General features: G+C 64.3%; 21 protein-coding genes. 14 read left to right on the top strand and 7 right to left on the bottom strand.

The features are described from left to right. Window positions 1-115: 115 nt before the first annotated feature. The 7 genes from P7F60_RS03550 to deoA all read left to right on the top strand — a co-directional run bounded on the left by P7F60_RS03550 (window position 116) and on the right by deoA (window position 7199). Window positions 116-1639 (top strand): ABC transporter ATP-binding protein, encoded by a 1524-nt coding sequence (locus tag P7F60_RS03550; protein ID WP_277916312.1) that lies wholly within the window; start codon window positions 116-118, stop codon window positions 1637-1639. 7 nt (window positions 1640-1646) lie between these two features. Then, entirely contained in the window at window positions 1647-2756 is a 1110-nt protein-coding gene (locus tag P7F60_RS03545; RefSeq protein WP_277916311.1) for an ABC transporter permease, read from the top strand. Between the two features lie 4 nt (window positions 2757-2760). Further along, a complete protein-coding gene (locus P7F60_RS03540; protein WP_277916310.1) occupies window positions 2761-3732 on the top strand; it encodes an ABC transporter permease in 972 nt (323 codons plus the stop codon). Window positions 3733-3735: 3 nt separating this feature from the next. Then, window positions 3736-4128 carry a cytidine deaminase gene (locus P7F60_RS03535; protein ID WP_277916309.1) on the top strand — a complete coding sequence of 131 codons (393 nt, stop codon included), beginning with the start codon at window positions 3736-3738 and terminating at the stop codon, window positions 4126-4128. After that, complete coding sequence (locus P7F60_RS03530; RefSeq protein ID WP_277916308.1) at window positions 4125-4913, top strand: purine-nucleoside phosphorylase; 789 nt, start codon at window positions 4125-4127, stop codon at window positions 4911-4913. Before P7F60_RS03535 ends, P7F60_RS03530 begins: the two co-directional genes overlap by 4 nt. Before the next feature lie 172 nt (window positions 4914-5085). Beyond that, on the top strand, window positions 5086-5856 hold the full coding sequence (gene deoC / locus P7F60_RS03525) for a deoxyribose-phosphate aldolase (RefSeq protein ID WP_277916307.1): 771 nt from the start codon (window positions 5086-5088) through the stop codon (window positions 5854-5856). A gap of 5 nt (window positions 5857-5861) precedes the next feature. Continuing rightward, window positions 5862-7199 carry a thymidine phosphorylase gene (gene deoA, locus P7F60_RS03520; RefSeq protein ID WP_277916306.1) on the top strand — a complete coding sequence of 446 codons (1338 nt, stop codon included), beginning with the start codon at window positions 5862-5864 and terminating at the stop codon, window positions 7197-7199. Here deoA and P7F60_RS03515 read toward each other — a convergent pair. The 7 genes from P7F60_RS03515 to P7F60_RS03485 all read right to left on the bottom strand — a co-directional run bounded on the left by P7F60_RS03515 (window position 7188) and on the right by P7F60_RS03485 (window position 12615). Beyond that, window positions 7188-7700: a TIGR02281 family clan AA aspartic protease gene (locus P7F60_RS03515; RefSeq protein ID WP_277916305.1), complete on the bottom strand. Its 513-nt coding sequence runs from the start codon at window positions 7698-7700 to the stop codon at window positions 7188-7190. The two genes, deoA and P7F60_RS03515, sit on opposite strands and share 12 nt — an antisense overlap. Window positions 7701-7830: 130 nt before the next feature. Next, on the bottom strand, window positions 7831-8460 hold the full coding sequence (gene upp, locus P7F60_RS03510; RefSeq protein WP_277916304.1) for a uracil phosphoribosyltransferase: 630 nt from the start codon (window positions 8458-8460) through the stop codon (window positions 7831-7833). A gap of 116 nt (window positions 8461-8576) precedes the next feature. After that, entirely contained in the window at window positions 8577-9545 is a 969-nt protein-coding gene (locus P7F60_RS03505) for an adenosine deaminase (RefSeq protein WP_277916303.1), read from the bottom strand. Beyond that, on the bottom strand, window positions 9542-10762 hold the full coding sequence (locus P7F60_RS03500) for a phosphopentomutase (protein ID WP_277916302.1): 1221 nt from the start codon (window positions 10760-10762) through the stop codon (window positions 9542-9544). The genes P7F60_RS03505 and P7F60_RS03500 overlap by 4 nt, the downstream gene beginning before the upstream one ends. A 100-nt stretch (window positions 10763-10862) precedes the next feature. Further along, complete coding sequence (locus tag P7F60_RS03495) at window positions 10863-11441, bottom strand: TadE/TadG family type IV pilus assembly protein (protein ID WP_277916301.1); 579 nt, start codon at window positions 11439-11441, stop codon at window positions 10863-10865. 26 nt (window positions 11442-11467) lie between these two features. Further along, window positions 11468-12103: a TadE/TadG family type IV pilus assembly protein gene (locus P7F60_RS03490; protein ID WP_277916300.1), complete on the bottom strand. Its 636-nt coding sequence runs from the start codon at window positions 12101-12103 to the stop codon at window positions 11468-11470. A 107-nt stretch (window positions 12104-12210) separates the two neighbouring features. Further along, complete coding sequence (locus P7F60_RS03485) at window positions 12211-12615, bottom strand: pilus assembly protein N-terminal domain-containing protein (protein WP_277916299.1); 405 nt, start codon at window positions 12613-12615, stop codon at window positions 12211-12213. A 391-nt stretch (window positions 12616-13006) separates the two neighbouring features. Between P7F60_RS03485 and P7F60_RS03480 the strand changes: the two genes are divergently transcribed. The 7 genes from P7F60_RS03480 to P7F60_RS03450 form a co-directional block, all read left to right on the top strand. After that, a complete protein-coding gene (locus tag P7F60_RS03480) occupies window positions 13007-13186 on the top strand; it encodes a Flp family type IVb pilin (RefSeq protein WP_277916298.1) in 180 nt (59 codons plus the stop codon). 144 nt (window positions 13187-13330) lie between these two features. After that, on the top strand, window positions 13331-13837 hold the full coding sequence (locus tag P7F60_RS03475) for a prepilin peptidase (RefSeq protein WP_277916297.1): 507 nt from the start codon (window positions 13331-13333) through the stop codon (window positions 13835-13837). Window positions 13838-13998: 161 nt separating this feature from the next. Beyond that, window positions 13999-14808, top strand: a complete 810-nt coding sequence (gene cpaB, locus P7F60_RS03470) for a Flp pilus assembly protein CpaB (protein WP_277916296.1) — start codon at window positions 13999-14001, stop codon at window positions 14806-14808. A gap of 17 nt (window positions 14809-14825) precedes the next feature. After that, on the top strand, window positions 14826-16379 hold the full coding sequence (locus P7F60_RS03465) for a type II and III secretion system protein family protein (RefSeq protein ID WP_277916295.1): 1554 nt from the start codon (window positions 14826-14828) through the stop codon (window positions 16377-16379). Window positions 16380-16440: 61 nt separating this feature from the next. Beyond that, complete coding sequence (locus P7F60_RS03460; protein WP_277916294.1) at window positions 16441-17115, top strand: CpaD family pilus assembly lipoprotein; 675 nt, start codon at window positions 16441-16443, stop codon at window positions 17113-17115. Window positions 17116-17149: 34 nt separating this feature from the next. Next, window positions 17150-18439 (top strand): CpaE family protein, encoded by a 1290-nt coding sequence (locus P7F60_RS03455; protein ID WP_277916293.1) that lies wholly within the window; start codon window positions 17150-17152, stop codon window positions 18437-18439. A gap of 30 nt (window positions 18440-18469) precedes the next feature. Beyond that, window positions 18470-19474, top strand: a 1005-nt coding sequence (locus tag P7F60_RS03450; RefSeq protein ID WP_277916292.1) for a CpaF family protein, incomplete at its 3' end; no start/stop codon positions are given.

Here is a 19474-nt window from a genome sequence, read left to right as displayed (position 1 = left end):
TATCTGCCGGGATCGTATTGCCGTCCGGTCGAGGCCCCACGCGCCAGGCTTGCTCCGCCGCGTGCCGGCTGTATCGCCGAGCAAGGGCCGCGATCCGCTTCTGGAGCCGCCAAACGTGAGCCAAGCGCCCGCAAACGAACGCGCCGCAATCGAGCTTGTCGGTATCGACAAGAAATTCGGTGCCGTTCATGCCAACAAGAATATCAATCTCTCCGTCGCCAAGGGCTCGATCCATGGCATCATCGGCGAGAACGGCGCCGGCAAGTCGACTTTGATGTCGATCCTCTACGGCTTCTATCACGCCGACAGCGGCGAAATCCGCATCGACGGCAAGCCGGTCGCCATCCGTGACAGCCAGGCGGCGATTGCCGCCGGCATCGGCATGGTCCACCAGCATTTCATGCTGGTCGAAAATTTCACCGTGCTCGAAAACCTGATGCTCGGCGCCGAAGGCGGCATGCTGCTGAAGGGCGGCGTGACCAGGGCGCGCGGCGAACTCAAGCGGCTGGCGAGTGATTACGGCCTCGAAGTCGATCCGGATGCGGTGGTCGAGGAACTGGCCGTCGGCCTGCAACAGCGCGTCGAGATCCTTAAAGCCATGTATCGCGGCGCCGAGATCCTGATCCTCGACGAGCCGACCGGCGTGCTGACCCCGGCCGAGGCCGATCACCTGTTTCGTATTCTCAAGGTGCTGCGCGATCAGGGCAAGACCGTCATTCTGATCACCCACAAGCTGCGCGAGATCATGGCGATCACCGATACGGTGTCGGTCATGCGCCGCGGCGAGATGGTGGCGACCCGCAAGACCTCGGAAACCACGGTCGAGGAATTGGCCGAGCTGATGGTCGGCCGCCGCGTGCTGCTGCGCGTCGAAAAGGGCGCGGCCAATCCCGGCGCCGTCGTGCTGTCGGTGAAGAACCTGACGGTCAAGGACGGACGCGGCGTCACCATGGTCGACAACGTCTCCTTCGACGTGCGCGCCGGCGAGATCGTCGGCATCGCCGGCGTGGCCGGCAACGGCCAGTCGGAACTGCTGGAGGCGATTTCCGGCATCCGGCCTCCGACCTCCGGCGAGATCCTCATCGACGGCATTCCCATCGGCCGTGCCGACCCGGCGCGCCTGCGCGACCTTGGTCTGGCGCATATCCCCGAGGATCGCCACCATATGGGTCTCGTTCTCAGGTTCGAGGAATACGAGAACGCCATCCTCGGCTACCATCGCGACCCGAAATATGGCGGAATGTTCCTCGATCTCGACGCGATCCGCAAGGATGCGGTCGACAAGATCGAGAAATACGATATCCGCCCGCCGAACCCACGGCTGAAGACGGCGAATTTTTCCGGCGGCAACCAGCAGAAGATCGTCGTCGCCCGCGAGATCGAGCGCGATCCCAAGCTGCTGCTGATCGGCCAGCCGACCCGCGGCGTCGATATCGGCGCTATCGAATTCATTCACCGCCGTATCATCGACATGCGCGATGCCGGCAAGGCGCAGCTCCTCGTCTCCGTCGAGCTGGATGAAATCCGCGCCCTTTCCGACCGTATCCTCGTCATGTTCGCCGGCCAGATCGTCGGCGAGAAGACGGCCGATGCCGGTGAACAGACCCTCGGCCTGATGATGGCCGGCATTGCCGCATGAGGCCCCGATGAATACCGCTTCACTTCCCTTGCCGGGCTGGATCACCTACGGCCTCATCCCGCTGATCAACCTCGTGCTGGCCTTCTTCTTTTCCGGGTTGGTGGTCTGGTTTATCGGCGAAAATCCGTTCGATGCGCTGGCGCTGATGCTGGAAGGCGCGCTTGGTAGCGGCGAAGGCATCGGCTTCACGCTGTATTACGCCACCAACTTCATCTTCACCGGGCTTTCGGTGGCGGTCGCCATCCATGCCGGCCTGTTCAACATCGGCTCGGAAGGCCAGGCCTATATCGGCGGGCTCGGCGCCGCACTCGTTGCGCTGGCGCTGGATCGTTACGTACCCTGGTATGTCACCATGCCCTTCGCGATCGCGGGGGCTGCGATCTTCGGCGCGGCCTGGGCCTTCATCCCGGCCTTCCTGCAGGCCAAGCGCGGCAGCCATATTGTCATCACCACCATCATGTTCAATTTCATCGGCGCGGCGCTGATGGTCTATCTGCTGGTCAACGTGCTGATCGTGCCCGGCAAGATGGCGCCGGAAACCCGCACCTTCCTCGAAGGCGGGCAATTGCCGAAGCTCGACTGGCTGATGGCGCTGTTCGGGCTGAAGCTGGGACCTGCGCCCTTCAACGTCTCGTTCCTGATCGCGCTTGCCATGTGTCTTGTCGTCTGGCTGCTCGTCTGGCGCACCAAGCTCGGCTACGAGATGCGCACGCTCGGCATCAGCCCGACGGCCGCCGTCTATGCCGGCATTCCCTATTCGCGCACCGTCATCATCGCCATGCTGATCTCCGGCGGTCTCGCCGGCATGATGGCGCTGAACCCGGTGCTCGGCGCGTCCGCCCGCCTGCAGGTGGAATTCGTCGGCGGCGCCGGCTTCGTCGGCATCGCCGTGTCGCTGATGGGCCGAAACCATCCCGCCGGCATCGTCCTGGCCGCCATCCTGTTCGGCATCCTCTATCAGGGCGGCGACTGGGTATCCTTCGAAATGCCCAACATAACCCGCGAGATGATCGTCGTCATCCAGGGCCTCGTCATTCTGTTCGCCGGCGCGCTCGAATATATGTGCCGTCCGGCTTTGGCGCGGCTCTATTATTCCATGGCCAAGCGGGGAGTTTGAGACGATGGATTTGTTCGATATTCTCGTCAGCATTCTCGGCTCCACCATCCGCCTTTCTGTGCCCTTGGTGTTCACGGCGCTGGCCGGCCTGTTTTCCGAACGCGCCGGTGTCTTCGACATCGGGCTGGAAGGCAAGATGCTGGCGGCTGCCTTCGCGGCGGCCTGCGCGGCTTATGTCACCGGCTCGCCCTGGCTGGGGCTGCTCGCCGGCATCGGCGTTTCCGTCGCCTTCTCGATCCTGCACGGATTTGCCTCGATCACCAATCGCGGCAACCAGATCGTCTCGGGCGTCGCTATCAATTTTTTCGTGGCGGGTCTAACCATCGTCCTGGGCCAGGCCTGGTTCGGGCAGGGCGGGCGCACGCCGCAACTGCCGCCGGACGGGCGCTTCTCGCCGATCATCCTGCCCGGCGCCGACGCGCTGCGCGGCGTGCCGGTCGTCGGGCCGCTCTATGCCAACGTCATCTCCGGCAACAATATCCTCACCTACATGGCTTTCCTGGCCGTGCCGATCTCCTGGTGGATTCTCTATCGCACCCGTTTCGGCCTGCGCCTGCGCGCCGTCGGTGAAAATCCGGGCGCGGTGGATACGGCCGGCATCTCGGTCACCTGGCTGCGCTATCGCGCCGTCATCTGCGCCGGCATTCTCTGTGGCTTTTCCGGCACCTATCTGGCGGTGGCGCAATCGGCGGCCTTCATCAAGGACATGTCGGCCGGCAAGGGCTATATCGCGCTGGCCGCGCTGATCTTCGCCAAGTGGAAGCCGGTGCCGGTGATGTTTGCCTGCCTGTTGTTCGGCTTCCTCGATGCCTTCGCCAATTTCATGCAGGGCAAGGCCATTCCGGGAATCGGCGAGGTGCCGGTACAAATCTTCCAGGCGCTGCCCTATGTGCTGACCTGCGTGCTGCTGGCCGGCTTCATCGGCGTTGCCCGTCCGCCCAAGGCCGGCGGTGTCCCCTATACGAAGGAGCGTTGAGACATGTCGCAGGAACTGTTCGAAGCCGCGCGCGGCGCCATGGCGTTTGCCCATGCGCCCTATTCGAAATTCCCGGTCGGCGCGGCGATCCGCGCCGAGGACGGGAAAATCTATGCCGGCGCCAACATCGAGAACCTCTCCTTCCCGCAAGGCTGGTGCGCGGAGCCGACGGCGATCAGCGCCATGATCATGGGCGGAGCCAAGAAGATCGTCGAAATGGCCGTCATCGCCGAAAAGCTGGCGGAATGCCCGCCCTGCGGCGGCTGCCGCCAGAAGATCGCCGAATTCGCCAGCGCCGATACCCGCATCTATCTCTGCAACGAGGTCGGCGTCAGCAAGACGATGACCATGGAGGAACTGCTGCCCTTCAGCTTCAAGACGGAGATTCTCGGATGACCGCCGGCGCCCTGATTTCCGGCCGGCTCGGCGATTTCGCGCCGCGCCATGCCATCGTTCTCGGTTCGGGCCTGGGGTCCCTGGTCGAGCGGGTTGAGAATGCGGTGCGCATCCCCTATGCCGATCTCGCCGGCTTTCCGGTGGGCGGCGTCTCCGGCCATGCCGGCGAATTGGTCGCCGGGCTGCTCGGCGGCGTGCCGATGCTCATGCTCTCCGGCCGCGTGCATTATTACGAGAAGGGCGATGCGACCGCCATGCGCCGTCCGCTGGAGATTTTGAAGGATCTCGGCATCGAGAACCTGATCCTCACCAATGCCGCCGGTTCGCTGCGCGAGGATATGCCGCCGGGCTCGGTGATGCAGATTACCGACCATATCAACTATTCCGGCATGAACCCGCTGATCGGCGAGGAGAGCGACGGCCGATTCGTCGGCATGACCAGCGCCTATGACGCCGGTCTCGCCGGGCGCATGCGGGCGGCGGCGGCTTCGCTGGATATCCCGCTGTCGCAAGGCGTCTACATGTGGTTCTCCGGCCCGAGTTTCGAAACACCGGCGGAGATCCGCATGGCGCGCATCCTCGGCGCCGATGCGGTCGGCATGTCGACCGTGCCGGAGGTCATCCTCGCCCGTTTCCTCGGGCTGAAGGTGGCGGCTGCTTCCGTCATCACCAATTTCGGCGCCGGCATGACCGGCGGCGAAATCAGCCATCAGGAAACCAAGGACATGGCGCCCGTCGGCGGCCGGCGGTTGGCCGATATTCTGGCGCGCATGATGGCCGGATAAGGCATTTTCCGGAAAAGCGGAGCCCGGGGTCCCGTCCGGAAATGCGGCAGGAGAAACGCGAGGGAAAGGAACGGCAGCGCCCGCGGGGTGTTCTCATCGTCAAAAATCTGCATCATGGCGGCCTTAAATCGATTCGGGTTCCGAGGATCATGCATGCCGAAGGGAGACGATCATGGACAATCACAGCCTGCGCGAAACCGCTGCCGTCGGGCTTTCGCTGCTCGACCTGACCGATCTCGACGCGTCCTGCACGCCTGAGGCCATCGACAGGCTCTGCGCACGGGCGCAGACTCCCTTCGGCAATGTCGCCGCCATCTGCATCCAGCCGCGCTTCGTGCCGCGGGCACGGCTGGAACTGGGACCGAGCCATGCGATCCGCATCGCCACGGTCGTCAATTTTCCCGATGGCGAAGGCGAGGCAGCCGATGTGGTTTCGGAAGCCCGCGAGGCGATTGCCGACGGCGCCGACGAGATCGATCTGGTGATCCCCTATCGCCGGCTGCTCTCGGGCGATTTTGCGGCCCTGGAAGAGGTGGTGCAGGCCGTGCGTCAGGCCTGCCCGGCGCCGGTTGTGCTGAAGACCGTGCTCGAAACCGGGACGCTCAAGGAAACCGCGCTGATCGAGCGGGCGACGCTTGCCGCCATCGATGCCGGGGCGGATTTCATCAAGACCTCCACCGGTCGCGCCCCGGTCGGCGTGACGCTGGAGGCGGCGGATATCGTCCTGCGCGCCATTCGCCAGCGCGGCGGCCGCGTCGGCTTCAAGCCCTCCGGCGGCATCCGCACGGTGGCCGATGCCGATCTCTATCTCAGCCTCGCCGGCACCATTCTCGCCCCCGACTGGGCAATGCCGTCCACCTTTCGTTTCGGGGCTTCCGGCCTGCTCGACGCCTTCGTCGCCATGTTGTCCGGCCCGTTTTCGTCCAGCCGCATGACAGGGTGACCCACATGATTCCACAGGAAATCATCCGCCGCAAACGCGATGGCGAAACGCTGACGGCGCAGGAGATTTCCGCCTTCATCGCCGCCATGGCGCGCCAGGAGATCGCCGAGGCGCAGGTCGGCGCCTTTGCCATGGCCACCTGGTTTCGCGGCATGACGCCGGCCGAAACGGTGGCGCTGACCATTGCCATGCGCGATTCCGGCGAGGTGCTCGACTGGCGCGATATCGGCCGTCCCGTGGCCGACAAGCATTCGACCGGCGGCATCGGCGACAATGTCTCGCTGATGCTGGCGCCGATTGCCGCCGCCTGCGGGCTGGCGGTGCCGATGATTTCCGGTCGCGGCCTTGGCCATACCGGCGGCACGCTCGACAAGCTGGAATCGATTCCCGGCTATACGATCATGCCGGAGGGCGACCGTTTCCGCCGCATCGTGCGCGAGATCGGCTGCGCCATCATCGGCCAGACGGCCGCACTTGCGCCGGCCGACAAGCGCCTCTACGCCATTCGCGATGTCACCTCCACCGTCGATTCCGTGCCGCTGATCACCGCCTCCATCCTGTCGAAGAAACTGGCCGCCGGCCTTCAGACGCTGGCGCTGGACGTGAAGATCGGCTCCGGCGCCTTCATGACCACGGTGGAGGACGCGATCGAACTGGCGCAATCGCTGGTCGACGTCGCCAACGGGGCCGGGGTCAAAACCTCGGCCTTGATGACCGACATGAACGAACCGCTGGCCGACGCCGCCGGCAATGCCGTCGAAATCCGCAACTGCGTCGATTTCCTCGCAGGCCGCAAGGCAGGCACGCGGCTGGAGACGGTGGTGCTGGCCTTTGCCGCGGAAATGCTGGTGCAATCGGGACTGGCTGCGGATGCCGCGCGTGGCGAGGCTCAGGCCCGTGCCGCGCTGGCGGATGGCCGCGCCGCCGAAGTGTTCGCCCGCATGGTCAGCGCGCTCGGCGGCCCCGCCGATTTCCTCGAAAACCCGGAGGTCTATCTCGCAAAGGCGCCGGTCGCCCGCGCCATCCTCGCGCCGCGCGGCGGCTGGCTGTCGTCCTGCGAGGCGCGCGACATCGGCATGGCGGTGATCGAACTCGGCGGTGGCCGCCGGCTGCCGACCGATGCCATCGACCACCGCGTCGGCTTCGACCGCATTCTGCCGCTTGGCACCCGTATCCAGAAGGGCGATGCGCTGGCCATGGTCCACGCAGGCGACGAAGCCTCGGCCGCCCGTGCGGAGCACGCTTTCCTCGATTGCTACACGCTGTCGGAGGAGGAGCCCACGCCTCGCCCGGTCATTGTCCGCCGCATCGATAGGACCCGGCCCAAAACGCTACTGGCGTAGTTCCAGCGTCCCGTCGGCGACGCGGTAGGAGCCGAGCTTCTGCAAAAAGCTCATGCCGACCAGCGTCTGCGACAGAGCCGCATCGCGCAGCACGAAGGCGTCGACCTGGCGGACGCGCAGAGAGCCGATCTCGATGCGGTCCAGCGTGATGCGGGCGGCCTTGGTCTGGCCGTTGGCTGTGTTGACGGCATAGGCGAAATCGAGGCCGTTGGCGGTGAAACCGAGGCGGCGGGCGGTGCTTTCGTTGAGGGCGACGAAGGTGGCGCCGGTATCGATCAGCCCGTCGACCGGCTTGCCGTTGATACGGAAGCTGCCACTGTAGTGGCCGTTGCCGTCGGCGGCGAGTTGTACGCTGCCGGCCGGCGCGGCGGCTGTATGCGCAGGGGGCGCAGCCTTGATCACCGGCGTCGTGACTTCCGGCGTCGGGGATTGCAGGAGCGCAGGGATCTGCGTGGCGGCAACGGCGGCGAGGGCGGCGATGACTGCAAAACGCGCAAGCATGGATGGCATCCGGTGGCAAACAGAAGCGAAGCCTAGCTCACCGCCGCTTTCCGTGCCGCTAACGCAATCATGAAAATGCCCGGAAACTGCACTGTTCCGGGCATTTGTGGCGGGAAAGGTAAAAGCCGCCTTATTTGGTGCCGTACATGCGGTCGCCCGCATCGCCGAGACCGGGCATGATATAACCCTGCTCGTTGAGATGGCTGTCGATGGCGGCGGTATAGACCTGCACGTCGGGATGCGCGGCGGTGAAGTTCCTGATGCCCTCGGGGGCGGCCAGCAGGCAGAGGAAGCGGATGTTTTTGGCGCCGCGCTCCTTCAGCTTGTCGATAGCGGCGATCGAGGAATTGCCGGTGGCCAGCATTGGATCGACGACGATGATCAGGCGCGAGGCGATGTCTTCCGGGGCCTTGAAGAAGTATTCGACGGCCTGCAGCGTATCGTGGTCGCGATAAACGCCGATATGCGAGACGCGTGCCGAGGGCACCAGCTCCAGCATACCTTCCAGCAACCCGTTGCCGGCGCGCAGGATGGAGGCGAAGACCAGCTTCTTGCCTTCCAGCAGCGGCGCCTGCATTTCCTGCATCGGCGTCTCGATGGTTTCCATCGTCAGTTCCAGATCGCGCGTGACTTCATAACACAGCAGCGTCGAGATTTCGCGCAACAACCGCCGGAAACTCGCGGTCGAGGTTTCCTTTTTGCGCATGATGGTCAGTTTGTGCTGCACGAGCGGATGATCGATGACTGTGACGCCGTCCATGGATATCCCCTTTTTGGAATTGCGGGTGGAGAGAACTGTCTTGTTTCTTTCACGGAAAGCGCAAAGGCCGCAAGAGAGGATGCGGCTTTTGCGCGATCATCCCCAGCGACCGGCGCTCAGAGCGCGCCGCGCAGGCGCGTCCGCGTCGCCTCATCCACGAAAGCCGCCTCGATCGCCGTGCGGGTCATGGCGTCGATCTCGGCGTCGGAAAATCCCATGATGTCGGAAGCGATCTCGTATTCGCGCTTCAGCGACGTGGCGAAGAAGGGCGGATCGTCGGAATTGATCGTCACCTTGACGCCGGCATCGCGCAACGCCCGAAGCGGATGCGACCGGAAGTCGGGGAAGACGTCGAGCGCAATGTTCGAGCCCGGGCAGACTTCCAGCACCACGCCCTCGTCGGCCAGCCGCCGGACGAGACCGGCATCCTCGATGGCGCGCACGCCATGGCCGATGCGCGCCGGGCGCACCAGATCGAGCGCATCGGCGACGGAGAAGGCGCCGCAGACTTCGCCGGCATGGATGGTGAGGCCGAGCCCGGCATCGCGGGCGATGTCGAAGGCGCGGGCATAGTCGGCGACGCGGTTCATCCGCTCCTCGCCCGCCATGTTGAAGCCCGTGATCAGCGGATTCTTCGCCTTTGCCGCATATTCGGCGGCCTCGATGACGCTTTCCGGGCCGAAATGGCGCTCGCCGACGACGATGAGCCGGCACTCGATGCCGGTCTTTTCCCTGGCCGCCTCTATACCGTCGCAGATGCCGGCGATATAGGCATCGGCGCCGAGGCCGATGCGTTTGCCGTGATCGGGCGAGACGATCAACTCGCTGTAGATCGTATTCACGCCGGCAAGCTCGGTAAGATAGGTCTCGGTCAGAAGCGCATAGTCCTCGCTGGTGCGGAAGACGGCGGCGACACGATCATAGCAGGCGATGAATTCGGCGAAATCGCGCCAGACATAGGCGCCGTCCCGGAGGAAATCGTCGGTGGCGATGCCGTATTTGCGCGCCTGGCTTTGCGTCAGCGCCGGCGGGGCGGCCCCTTCCAGATGACAATGCAGTTCGGCTTTCTTGAAACGATCGGTCACAGGAAACTCTTTCCATGGATGCCGGCGGCGAGACCGAGATGGCGGGCGACGGTTTCGCCGATATCGGCATAGGTGGGGCGGATGCCGACGGAGCGCGAGCGGATGCCCGGTCCGAAGGCCATGATCGGCACGCGCTCGCGGGTGTGGTCGGTGCCGCGCCAGGTCGGGTCGCAGCCGTGATCGGCGGTCAGCACCACGATGTCGCCGACCTTCATCCTGCGATGCACGTCGGGCAGGCGGCGGTCGAAGGCTTCGAGCGCCGCCGCATAGCCGGGCACGTCGCGGCGATGGCCGTAATGCATGTCGAAATCGACGAAATTGGTGAAGACGAGATCGCCGTCCCCGGCCTCGTCCATGGCGGCGAGCGTCGCATCCATCAGCCCCATGTTGCCGTTGGCCTTGATGACGCGCGAGACGCCCTGATGCGCGAAGATGTCGCCGATCTTGCCGACGGCATGCACCTTGCGACCGGCTTTCACCAGCCGGTCGAGCAGGGTCGGTTCCGGCGGCGGCACGGAAAAGTCGCGGCGATTGCCGGTGCGCTCGAAATTGCCGGCGTTCTCGCCGATGAAAGGCCGGGCGATGACCCGGCCGATGTTGAGCGGATCGAGGATGCCACGCACGATCTGGCAGAGCTGCAGCAGCCGGTCGAGGCCGAAATAGACCTCGTGGGCGGCGATCTGGAATACCGAGTCGGAGGAGGTGTAGCAGATCGGCTTCGCGGTGCGGATATGCTCTTCGCCGAAGCGGGCGATGATCTCGGTGCCGGAGGCGTGGCAATTGCCGAGGATGCCGGGAATGCCCGCCGCCGCGCAGATGGCGTCGACCAGTTCGTCGGAAAAGGCCGGGCCTTCGCCCGGGAAATAGCCCCAGTCGAAATCGACCGGCGTGCCGGCGATCTCCCAATGTCCCGATGGGGTGTCCTTGCCGCGCGAGACTTCGCTCGCCGCCCCGTGCAGGCCGAAGATGCGCTCGGGCACCGGCATCCCGGCCGGCAGGCTTCCGCTCGCCATTTCGGCGATCTGCATCAGGCCGAGCGCCGACATGTTCGGCAGCTTCAGCGGCCCGGCGCGCAGGCCCGCCCGATCGGCGGCGCCCGCGGCGCAGAATTCGGCGATATGGCCGAGCGTATCGGCACCGTCGTCGCCATATTGCGCCGCGTCCGGCGCGCCGCCGACGCCGAAGGAATCCAGTACGAAAAGAAAGGCTCGCGCCATCCGTCACCCGTCGACAATGCCGGCCGTGCCGGCCGCTACGCTTGAGCGGTCATGCATACTCTGGCGGGCCAAGCTTTGCAAATTGCCGCAAAAGGCGGGATCAGGAGGAGCAGTTGCTGCACTCGACGCTGTCGCCGGTGCGCGGGCGGAAGAAATATTCGCGCTTGATGGTGATCGACATCGTGTCCATCGACAGGTTGTCCGCCATGAACAGCATCAGACGATGCGGCACACTGAGTTCGGTATGGATCAGAAAGGTGTTGGCCTGCTGCAGGTCGGCCGGCACCTGCACCGGCGCATTGACCTGATAGGGCGCCGTGCCGCCCTTCTGCCAGGACCATTTCACCTTGGCCTTGGCGTTGGCGTCGAGCGTGACGCCGGTGATCTTCAGGGTCAGGTTGCTGGTCGAATAGGGCACGAAGATCGCGTCGGCGACATCGGACATGGTGGTCAGGAAGGTCTTGTCGACCGGCTTGTCCTGCTGCGTCACCAGGTCGGCGACGGCGCCTGCGGCGCGTGTCGCCCGCTTCGACACGGAAAGGCCGACGGTGATCTCGAAAGCGCCGATATAGAGCATCAGCAGCAGCGGCGCCAGCAGCGCGAATTCCACCGCGCCGATGCCGCGCCGGTCGCGGGCAAGCGATGCCAGGCGCTGCAGCACGCCGTCCCCGTTTTTCATGCGGAGGTCAAACCGGCGACCGATCATCAGGGATAGGCCTCGTTCTGGAAAGCGGAGGTCGCGACGATCAGGAAGTCGGTCGGCATGCCGCCGCCGCTCGACCGGATGGTGGTGATGAACGGCCGCACGATATCCGTCATGATCTGCCAGCGATAATAGGCGCGCACCATGTTGATCGAGCTCGGGCCGCCGGGATTGTACTGGAAGCCCGACGTATCGAGATCGGCGAAGGTGGCGGTGGAGACGCGCGGAATGGTCTTCGGGATGTTCGCGAAACTCGAGAAGCTGCGGATGTCGATATACAGCTTGGACGCCGTTACCTTTTCCGTTTCGGAACATCGGATCAGGATGGCGATCTCGTCGCAGAAGGCGGCGCGGAACTGAATCCTGTTCTTGTCCGTCGTCCGGTTCATGTTGAAGGTGATCTGGCCGGTGCGCAGGCGCCTGGCCATTTCGTCGACCGCATTCGATACGAGCTGTTCCGCCGTGAAGGCGATGAAGGTCTCGATGATCGCGAAGACGATCAGGAAATAGGGCAGGGCCAGCATCGCGAATTCGATGGCCGTGGCGCCGTCTTCCGAGCGGCAGAAACGCCTGATGATACGCCGCGGCCAGGCGTGGCGCGGCGCGTCTCGGCTGATGTCTGCGTCTTTTGGCTGCATTGCCCCGTTCCGGACCTGTCGACTGGACTTGGAATCTAGTGCCGGTTCATTGAAATTGCGTTTCGCGGCTCGTTCGCAATTTAGCAAAGGCGCGGCGGGATTGCGCCCTACGGCGCGGCGCCGCCCGACTCGGCGGCCTTGTCGTGCGTGGCATGCTGCTCGCAATTGGGCGTGCAGGACAGGACCGAGCGCTCCGTGCGCCGGAAGACGCGCACCGTGCTGCCTTCGTCGATCGATACCAGGATGCGCTCGTCGACAATGGCATTGCCGTCGGCGTCGAGGAGCACCAGATTGGTGGTGCCGAAGCTGCGGCCGGTCAGGACGATGGTATGGGAATCGGCGACCGTGGCGTCGGCGACCTGGGAATTGCCGACGATGACCTTGCTGACCGGGCGGTCGAGCCTGAGCACGCGGGCGTGGTCCATATAGACACGCATCATCTCGTCATCGGCGCGCGCGGCGCCTGCCGTGGCGAAAATAGCGATCGTTGCGGCAACGCAGCGTGACAACATCCCTCAAGCTTTCCTGAATCGCGACGGATCTTCTGATGTCCAAATGTGAGCGGGAATGGTGAATTATTCGTTAAATGGCGAAGAAACCATCCCGAGGCGGTGCATCCGTCCAGTTCCGGAACGGGGCGGAGACGCTCCAGGGTTTCGAAATGGGACGGGATCATCCCGTTTCGGGACCGCACAACCCTTGCAGGTCGGGAAAGAGGCGTTATCGTTCGAATTGTCCTTGTTGTCAGGGGGGAAACGTTAACCAGTTTCCCGCCCAGCGTGCGTTAAGGTCCCGCTAACCCTTTTCCTTAAGTGGATGGAAAGTGCTCTGCTTCTAAGGTCTTCGCATCCGATCAACGGAAACAGTTGGCGGAAGTGCTGACAACAAGTGGAGTAGGATCACATGACCAAGCTTTTCGCACGTTTCTTGAAAGACGAGTCGGGCGCAACCGCCATCGAATATGGCCTGATCGCAGCCCTGATCTCCGTCGCCCTCATCACCGGCGCCACCGCGCTCGGCGGCAGCATCAACAACACGTTCAACAACCTGGCTGGCACTCTGAACGACCATCAGCCGAGCTGATCGTTGGCGTGATGCCGGGTTCGGGCCGCGAGATTGGCGGCCCCGGACCAAGCCATGGCCCATGCGGATAAAGGCGCACGGAGCCTGTTTGCAGTTCCTTAAACGTGCCGGTGCAGACTGCGCGGCAAGAAAGGGAGAGGGCAAATGGTTCAGGCTGCCATTCTCATGGTGTTTCCGCTGTGTCTCGCGGTCGCTGCGATCAGCGACCTCCTGACGATGACGATCCCCAATCGCGTGTCCGCGATTCTGCTCGCATCCTTTTTGATCGTCGTTCCACTGGCCGGCCTGTCGCCGCAGGGACTAGCCCTGCATCTGATGGCCGGCCTCGTGGTGTTTTCCGTCTGTTTCTCGCTGTTTGCGATGAACGTGATGGGAGGCGGGGATGCCAAGCTGCTGACCGCTGCCGCCGTCTGGTTCGGATGGAACCAGGCGCTGATGCTGTTCGTCGTCTATGTCGGCTTCATCGGCGGCGCGGTCACGCTCCTGGTTCTGATGATCCGCGCCCGCGCCGATACCGTCATGGCGATGGGCATCCGACTGCCCGATTCGTTGTGCTCCGCCAAGAAAATCCCCTATGGCGTCGCCATCGGCATCGCCGGTTTCCTCGCGTTTCCGAACTCCCCCCTGGTGACGGCCGCCCTCGGCCATTGATCGTCGACCCGCGCAAGCGCCGTCGACGGGCGGAGGGATCGTCATGCCGTTTTTCGCGGTTCAGGTTTGATTAACCACATCCGTAAGCATCTCATTAACCATACGTATACGAATTGATGATCTTCTGCGGGACAGCGATTTGAGTCCCCGAAGGAACGATCATGAAACCCGCGCGCATCATCATTCTCGCAGTCGCCGTCACGGCGGCGGGCCTTGCCGGCTTCCTGGCGATGAAGCTTGCGGGCGGCAAGCGGGTGGTCGTCGAGCAGGCCAGGGAAATCATCCAGAAGGCGCCGATGGTCAACGTGCTGGTGACCGCCGCCAACCTGCCGGTCGGCGCGCGCCTCAATGCCGATTCGATCCGCTGGATGGAGTGGCCGGAAGGCAGCGTCAGCGAAGGCGTCATCACCGAAGCCAACCGCCCCGCCGCGCTGACCGAGTTGCAGGGCGCCGTGGTGCGTATCCCGATGTTCGAGGGCGAGCCCGTGCGGGCGGAAAAGATCGCCGATTCCAACAGCCGGATCATGTCTTCCATCCTGCCGTCCGGCAAGCGTGCCGTCGCCACCGAGATCTCCGTCTCCACCGGCGCCGGCGGCTTCATCCTGCCCAACGACCGCGTCGACGTCATCATGGTGCGCAAGAACGACGAGGGCAGATTCCTGACCGAGACGGTGCTGGCCAATGTTCGCGTGCTCGCCGTCGACCAGCAGATCGAACAGAAGACGGACGGTTCCAAGACGGTGGTCGGCACCACCGCGACGCTGGAGCTGACCCCCGACCAGACACGGGTGATCGCGGTCGCGCAGCAGATGGCCGACCGGTTGACGCTGGCGTTGCGTTCCGTGGCCGACGCCCAGGAAAGCGACACCACCGGTGCCGACTATCTCTTAACCGGCAGCAGCAGCGCGCCGTCCATTCAGGTGATCAAGTCCGGCGCGATCGTCAAATCCGCCGAAGGCAACAAGATGTGATGCGGGAGCGGTTGGACATGAGCATCGTCAGCAGAAAAATTCGCTCTTTCACCGCAGGGGCCTTAAGCTTCTGCCTCGTCTTCTCCGGCCTTCCCGGACAGCTCGTCACCGGTGTGCCGGCCGGCGAGGCGCGGGCGGCCGATACCGTCATGCGCATCGCCCGCACAGGCCCCGGCGTCAGCAAACGCGTCAAGCTCGGCCTCAACAAGGCGGTCGTCGTCGACCTTCCGACCGACGCCCACGACATCCTCGTCTCCGATCCGGAAATGGCCGATGCCGTGACCCGCACCTCACGGCGCATCTACCTGTTCGGCAAATCGGTCGGCCAGACCAACGTCTTCATCTTCGGGCCGAACGGCGAGGAGATCGTCAGCCTCGAGATCGAGATCGAGCGCGACATCACCGGCCTGGAAAGCAATCTGCGTCGCTTCATTCCCGGCTCCGACATCAAGGTCGAGATCGTCTCCGACAACATCGTGCTGACCGGCACGGTGCGCACGCCGCAGGATGCCGCCCAGGCCGAACGCCTGGCGTCGGCCTTCCTCAAGGGTGGCGAGGCGACGACCCGCAACACCGTCGCCACCGCCCAGGGCAACGGCGACCGGTCCGTCGCGATCTTCGCCGAGGATCGCCAGGAATCGCAGATCGTCAACCTTCTGACCATCGAGGGCGAGGATCAGGTGACGCTGAAGATCACCGTCGCCGAAGTGACGCGCTCGGTGCTGAAGCAGCTCGGCTTCTCCGGCTCGATCGGCGGCACGGACGGGGCCATCACCTTCCGCAACCCGACCAATCTCGGCGCCTCCACCGATTGGTTTGCCAGCAATTTCGCACGCGGCACCGTCGGCGGCCTCGACATCGCCGCCTATATGAACGCCATGGAACAGGCCGGCGTCATGCGCACGCTGGCCGAACCGAGCCTGACGGCGATTTCCGGCCAGCCGGCCAAGTTCAAGGTCGGCGGCGAATTCCGCCTGGCCTCCGGCCAGGAGATCAGCCAGGATGCCCAGAGCGGCAAGACGGTCGTCGAGCGCGAAAACACCACGACGGAATACGGCATCGAGCTGAATTTCACGCCCGTCGTGCTGTCGCCCGGCCGCATCAGCCTGAAGATCGAGACCAATGTGTCCGAACCGACCTTCGAGGGCAATTTCACCTCGGTGGCCAACCTCAACGTCCCCGGCGTCACCTATCTCGGCATTCGCAAGCGCGAGGCCTCGACCAGCGTCGAGCTGCCCTCCGGCGGCTCGATCGTCATCGCCGGGCTGGTGCGCGACGATATCCGCCAGGCGGTCAGCGGCTTCCCCGGCCTGTCGAAAATCCCGGTCTTCGGCACGCTGTTCCGCAGCCGCGATTTCGTCCGCAACGAGACTGAAATGGTCATCATCGCCACGCCCTATCTGGTGCGCCCGGTGGCGCGCAACCAGCTTGCCAAGCCCGACGACAATTTCTCGCCGGAAAACGATGCCGCCGGCTTTTTCCTGAACCGTGTCAACAAGGTCTACGGCCGCCGCGAGGGCCAGATGCCATCCGGCGAATATCACGGCGCCGTCGGCTTCATCTACAAGTGAGGGTTGCGCCATGACGCAGACGCCGATGACACAGACACAGCCCGAAGGAAAGTTTTCCGCGATGACCCGACGCCGTCCCCTTCTTACTCTGCGCCCGGTGCTGGCCCTGGCGCTCGCCGCCGCCGTGCTGCAGGGCTGCGGCAATGTCGATCGCGACGGCATGGCGACCGGCTCGATCGCCAACGACTACCGGCTGCGCCATCCGATCTCGCTGGCCGAGGTTGAACATACGCTCGATCTTCCCGTCGCTTCCGGCGATCAGCGGATGATCCTGACCATGACCGATACGGTCAGCGGCTTCGTGCAGGATTACCGCAAACGCTCCTCCGGCGTCTTCCGCGTCGAATATCCGGCGGGTGCTGCCAATTCCGCTGCCGCCTACGGTATGCGTCGCGATATCCGCCGCCTGCTGACCCAGGCCGGCGTCCCGGCCCCGCGCATCGTCGAGACCAGCTACCAGACGGCCTCCTCGGCACCGGCGCCGATCCGGCTGAGCTATGTCGCGACCACCGCCATGACCAACGAATGCGGCCAGTGGCCGGAGGACATCGCCAACAACACGATGTCCAACGAGAACTGGTACAATTTCGGCTGCGCCAGCCAGAACAACCTCGCCGCCCAGCTCGACAATCCCATGGATCTCGTCGCGCCGCGGGCCATGACGCCGATCGACGCCCAGAACCGCACCAAGGTGATCCAGATCTATCGCGGCCAGGGCAAGACCTCGAACAACTGAACGCAAACAGCCAGAACGGAACCGGTGAGATCTCATGAGCACGGTCGAGTATGACATCCAGCCATCGGTTGCCGGCGGTTCGCAGGCCGCGGAGCCGGTCCGCGCAGGCGACGTCGAGAGCCTGCGGCCGCTGCCGCGCATCTCCGTCCACAGCTTTTGCGAAAGCGAGCAGATGCTGCGGCTGATGGAAGCCTGCGGTCGCGATCGGCGCATGGGCAAGGTCAGCATGCGCATCAATGCCGGCGGTATTTCCGCCGCGGCCAACATGTTCGCCTCCGCACCGACGCCCAACCTGCTGATCCTCGAAACCAATACCGAGCCAGGCGGGATCATGGCCGAGCTGGCGCCGCTTGCCGAAGTCTGCGACCCCACCACCAAGGTCATCCTCATCGGCCGTTACAACGACATCGCGCTGTACCGCGAATTGATCCGCAACGGCATTTCCGACTACATGGTGGCGCCGGTCAGCATGGCCGACATCCTCAATGCCATTGCCGCGATCTTCGTCGATCCCGAAGCGGAGCCGCTTGGGCGTTCCATCGCCTTCATCGGCGCCAAGGGCGGCGTCGGCTCGTCGTCGATCGCCCATAATTGCGCCTTCGTGGTCTCCAACCTGTTTTCCAGCGAGGTCATCCTCGCCGATCTCGACCTTCCCTACGGCACCGCCAACATCGATTTCGACCAGGATCCGATGCAGGGCATGGCCGAGGCCGTATATTCGCCCGAGCGCCTCGACGACGTGTTCCTCGACCGCCTGCTGGCCAAATGCTCCGAGCACCTGTCGCTGCTGGCGGCTCCCTCGATGCTCGACCGCGCCTATGATTTCGACCATGCCGCCTTCCAGCCGGTGATGGAGGTGCTGCAGCGCGCCGCCCCCGTTACCGTGCTCGACGTTCCGCATGCCTGGAACGAATGGACGCGCAACGTGCTGGCCAGCGCCGACGAGGTGGTGATCACCGCCGCTCCCGACCTTGCCAACCTGCGCAACACCAAGAACATGCTGGATGCGCTGCGCAAGCTTCGCCCCAACGACAAGGCGCCGCATATCGTCCTCAATCAGGTCGGCGTGCCTAAGCGCCCGGAAATCTCGCCCGCCGATTTCTGCGAGCCGCTGGAAACCGATCCGGTCGCCATCATCACCTTCGATGCGCAGCTTTTCGGCAATGCCGCCAACAGCGGGCGGATGATCTCGGAACTCGACGCCAAATCGCCGACCGCGGAAACCTTTTCGCAGCTCGCCCACCTGATCACCGGTCGGGCGACGATGAAGAAGCCGAAGCGCGCCGGCATCGGCAAGGTGCTTGGACTCCTGGCACGCAAGTAAACGCCGCAGGAAACAGAACTGGAATTCGTGATGTTCGGCAAACGTGGAAGCGATGGTCAGGTGAAGGCGGCAGCCGGGGTCGTGCCCGCGGCACCCATGGCCGCGCCGGTCGCGGTCGCGGAAATGGCCCCACCGCCCGTATTGATGCAGGATGCCGAGCCGGTGCGCCAGCAGATGGCGCCGCCGCCCTTGCAGCCGGGCGCCGGGCAGGGCGCGCGCCGCCGTCCGGTGCGCACCGAGGATTATTACGACACCAAGTCCCAGGTCTTCTCGGCGCTGATCGACACGATCGACCTGTCGCAGCTTTCCAAGCTTGACAATGACAGCGCGCGCGAGGAAATCCGCGACATCGTCAACGACATCATCACCATCAAGAATTTCGCGATGTCGATCTCCGAGCAGGAAGAGCTGCTCGAAGACATCTGCAACGACGTGCTCGGCTACGGCCCGCTGGAGCCGTTGCTGGCCCGCGACGACATCGCCGACATCATGGTCAACGGCGCCGGCCAGACCTTCATCGAAGTCGGCGGCAAGTCGATCGCCTCGGATATCCGCTTCCGCGACAATGCCCAGCTTTTGTCGATCTGCCAGCGCATCGTCAGCCAGGTCGGCCGGCGCGTCGATGAATCGAGCCCGATCTGCGACGCGCGCCTGCCGGACGGCTCGCGCGTCAACGTCATTGCCCCGCCGCTGGCCATCGACGGCCCGGCGCTGACCATCCGTAAATTCAAGAAGGACAAGCTGACCCTCGACCAGCTCGTCAAGTTCGGCGCCATCACCCCGGAAGGGGCGACGATCCTGCAGATCATCGGCCGCGTGCGCTGCAACGTCGTCATCTCCGGCGGCACGGGTTCCGGCAAGACCACGCTGCTCAACTGCCTGACGCGCTACATCGACACCGACGAGCGCATCATCACCTGCGAGGACACCGCCGAATTGCAACTGCAGCAGCCGCATGTGGTGCGCCTCGAAACCCGCCCGCCCAACATCGAGGGCGAGGGCGAGATCACCATGCGCGATCTCATCAAGAACTGC

It is taken from the genome of Rhizobium sp. YJ-22 (assembly GCF_029601685.1).
In the GTDB taxonomy this organism is placed as follows: Bacteria; Pseudomonadota; Alphaproteobacteria; order Rhizobiales; family Rhizobiaceae; genus Metarhizobium.
Note: the sequence above shows the minus strand (reverse complement) of the source record. Positions and strands in the feature narration are given on the sequence as shown.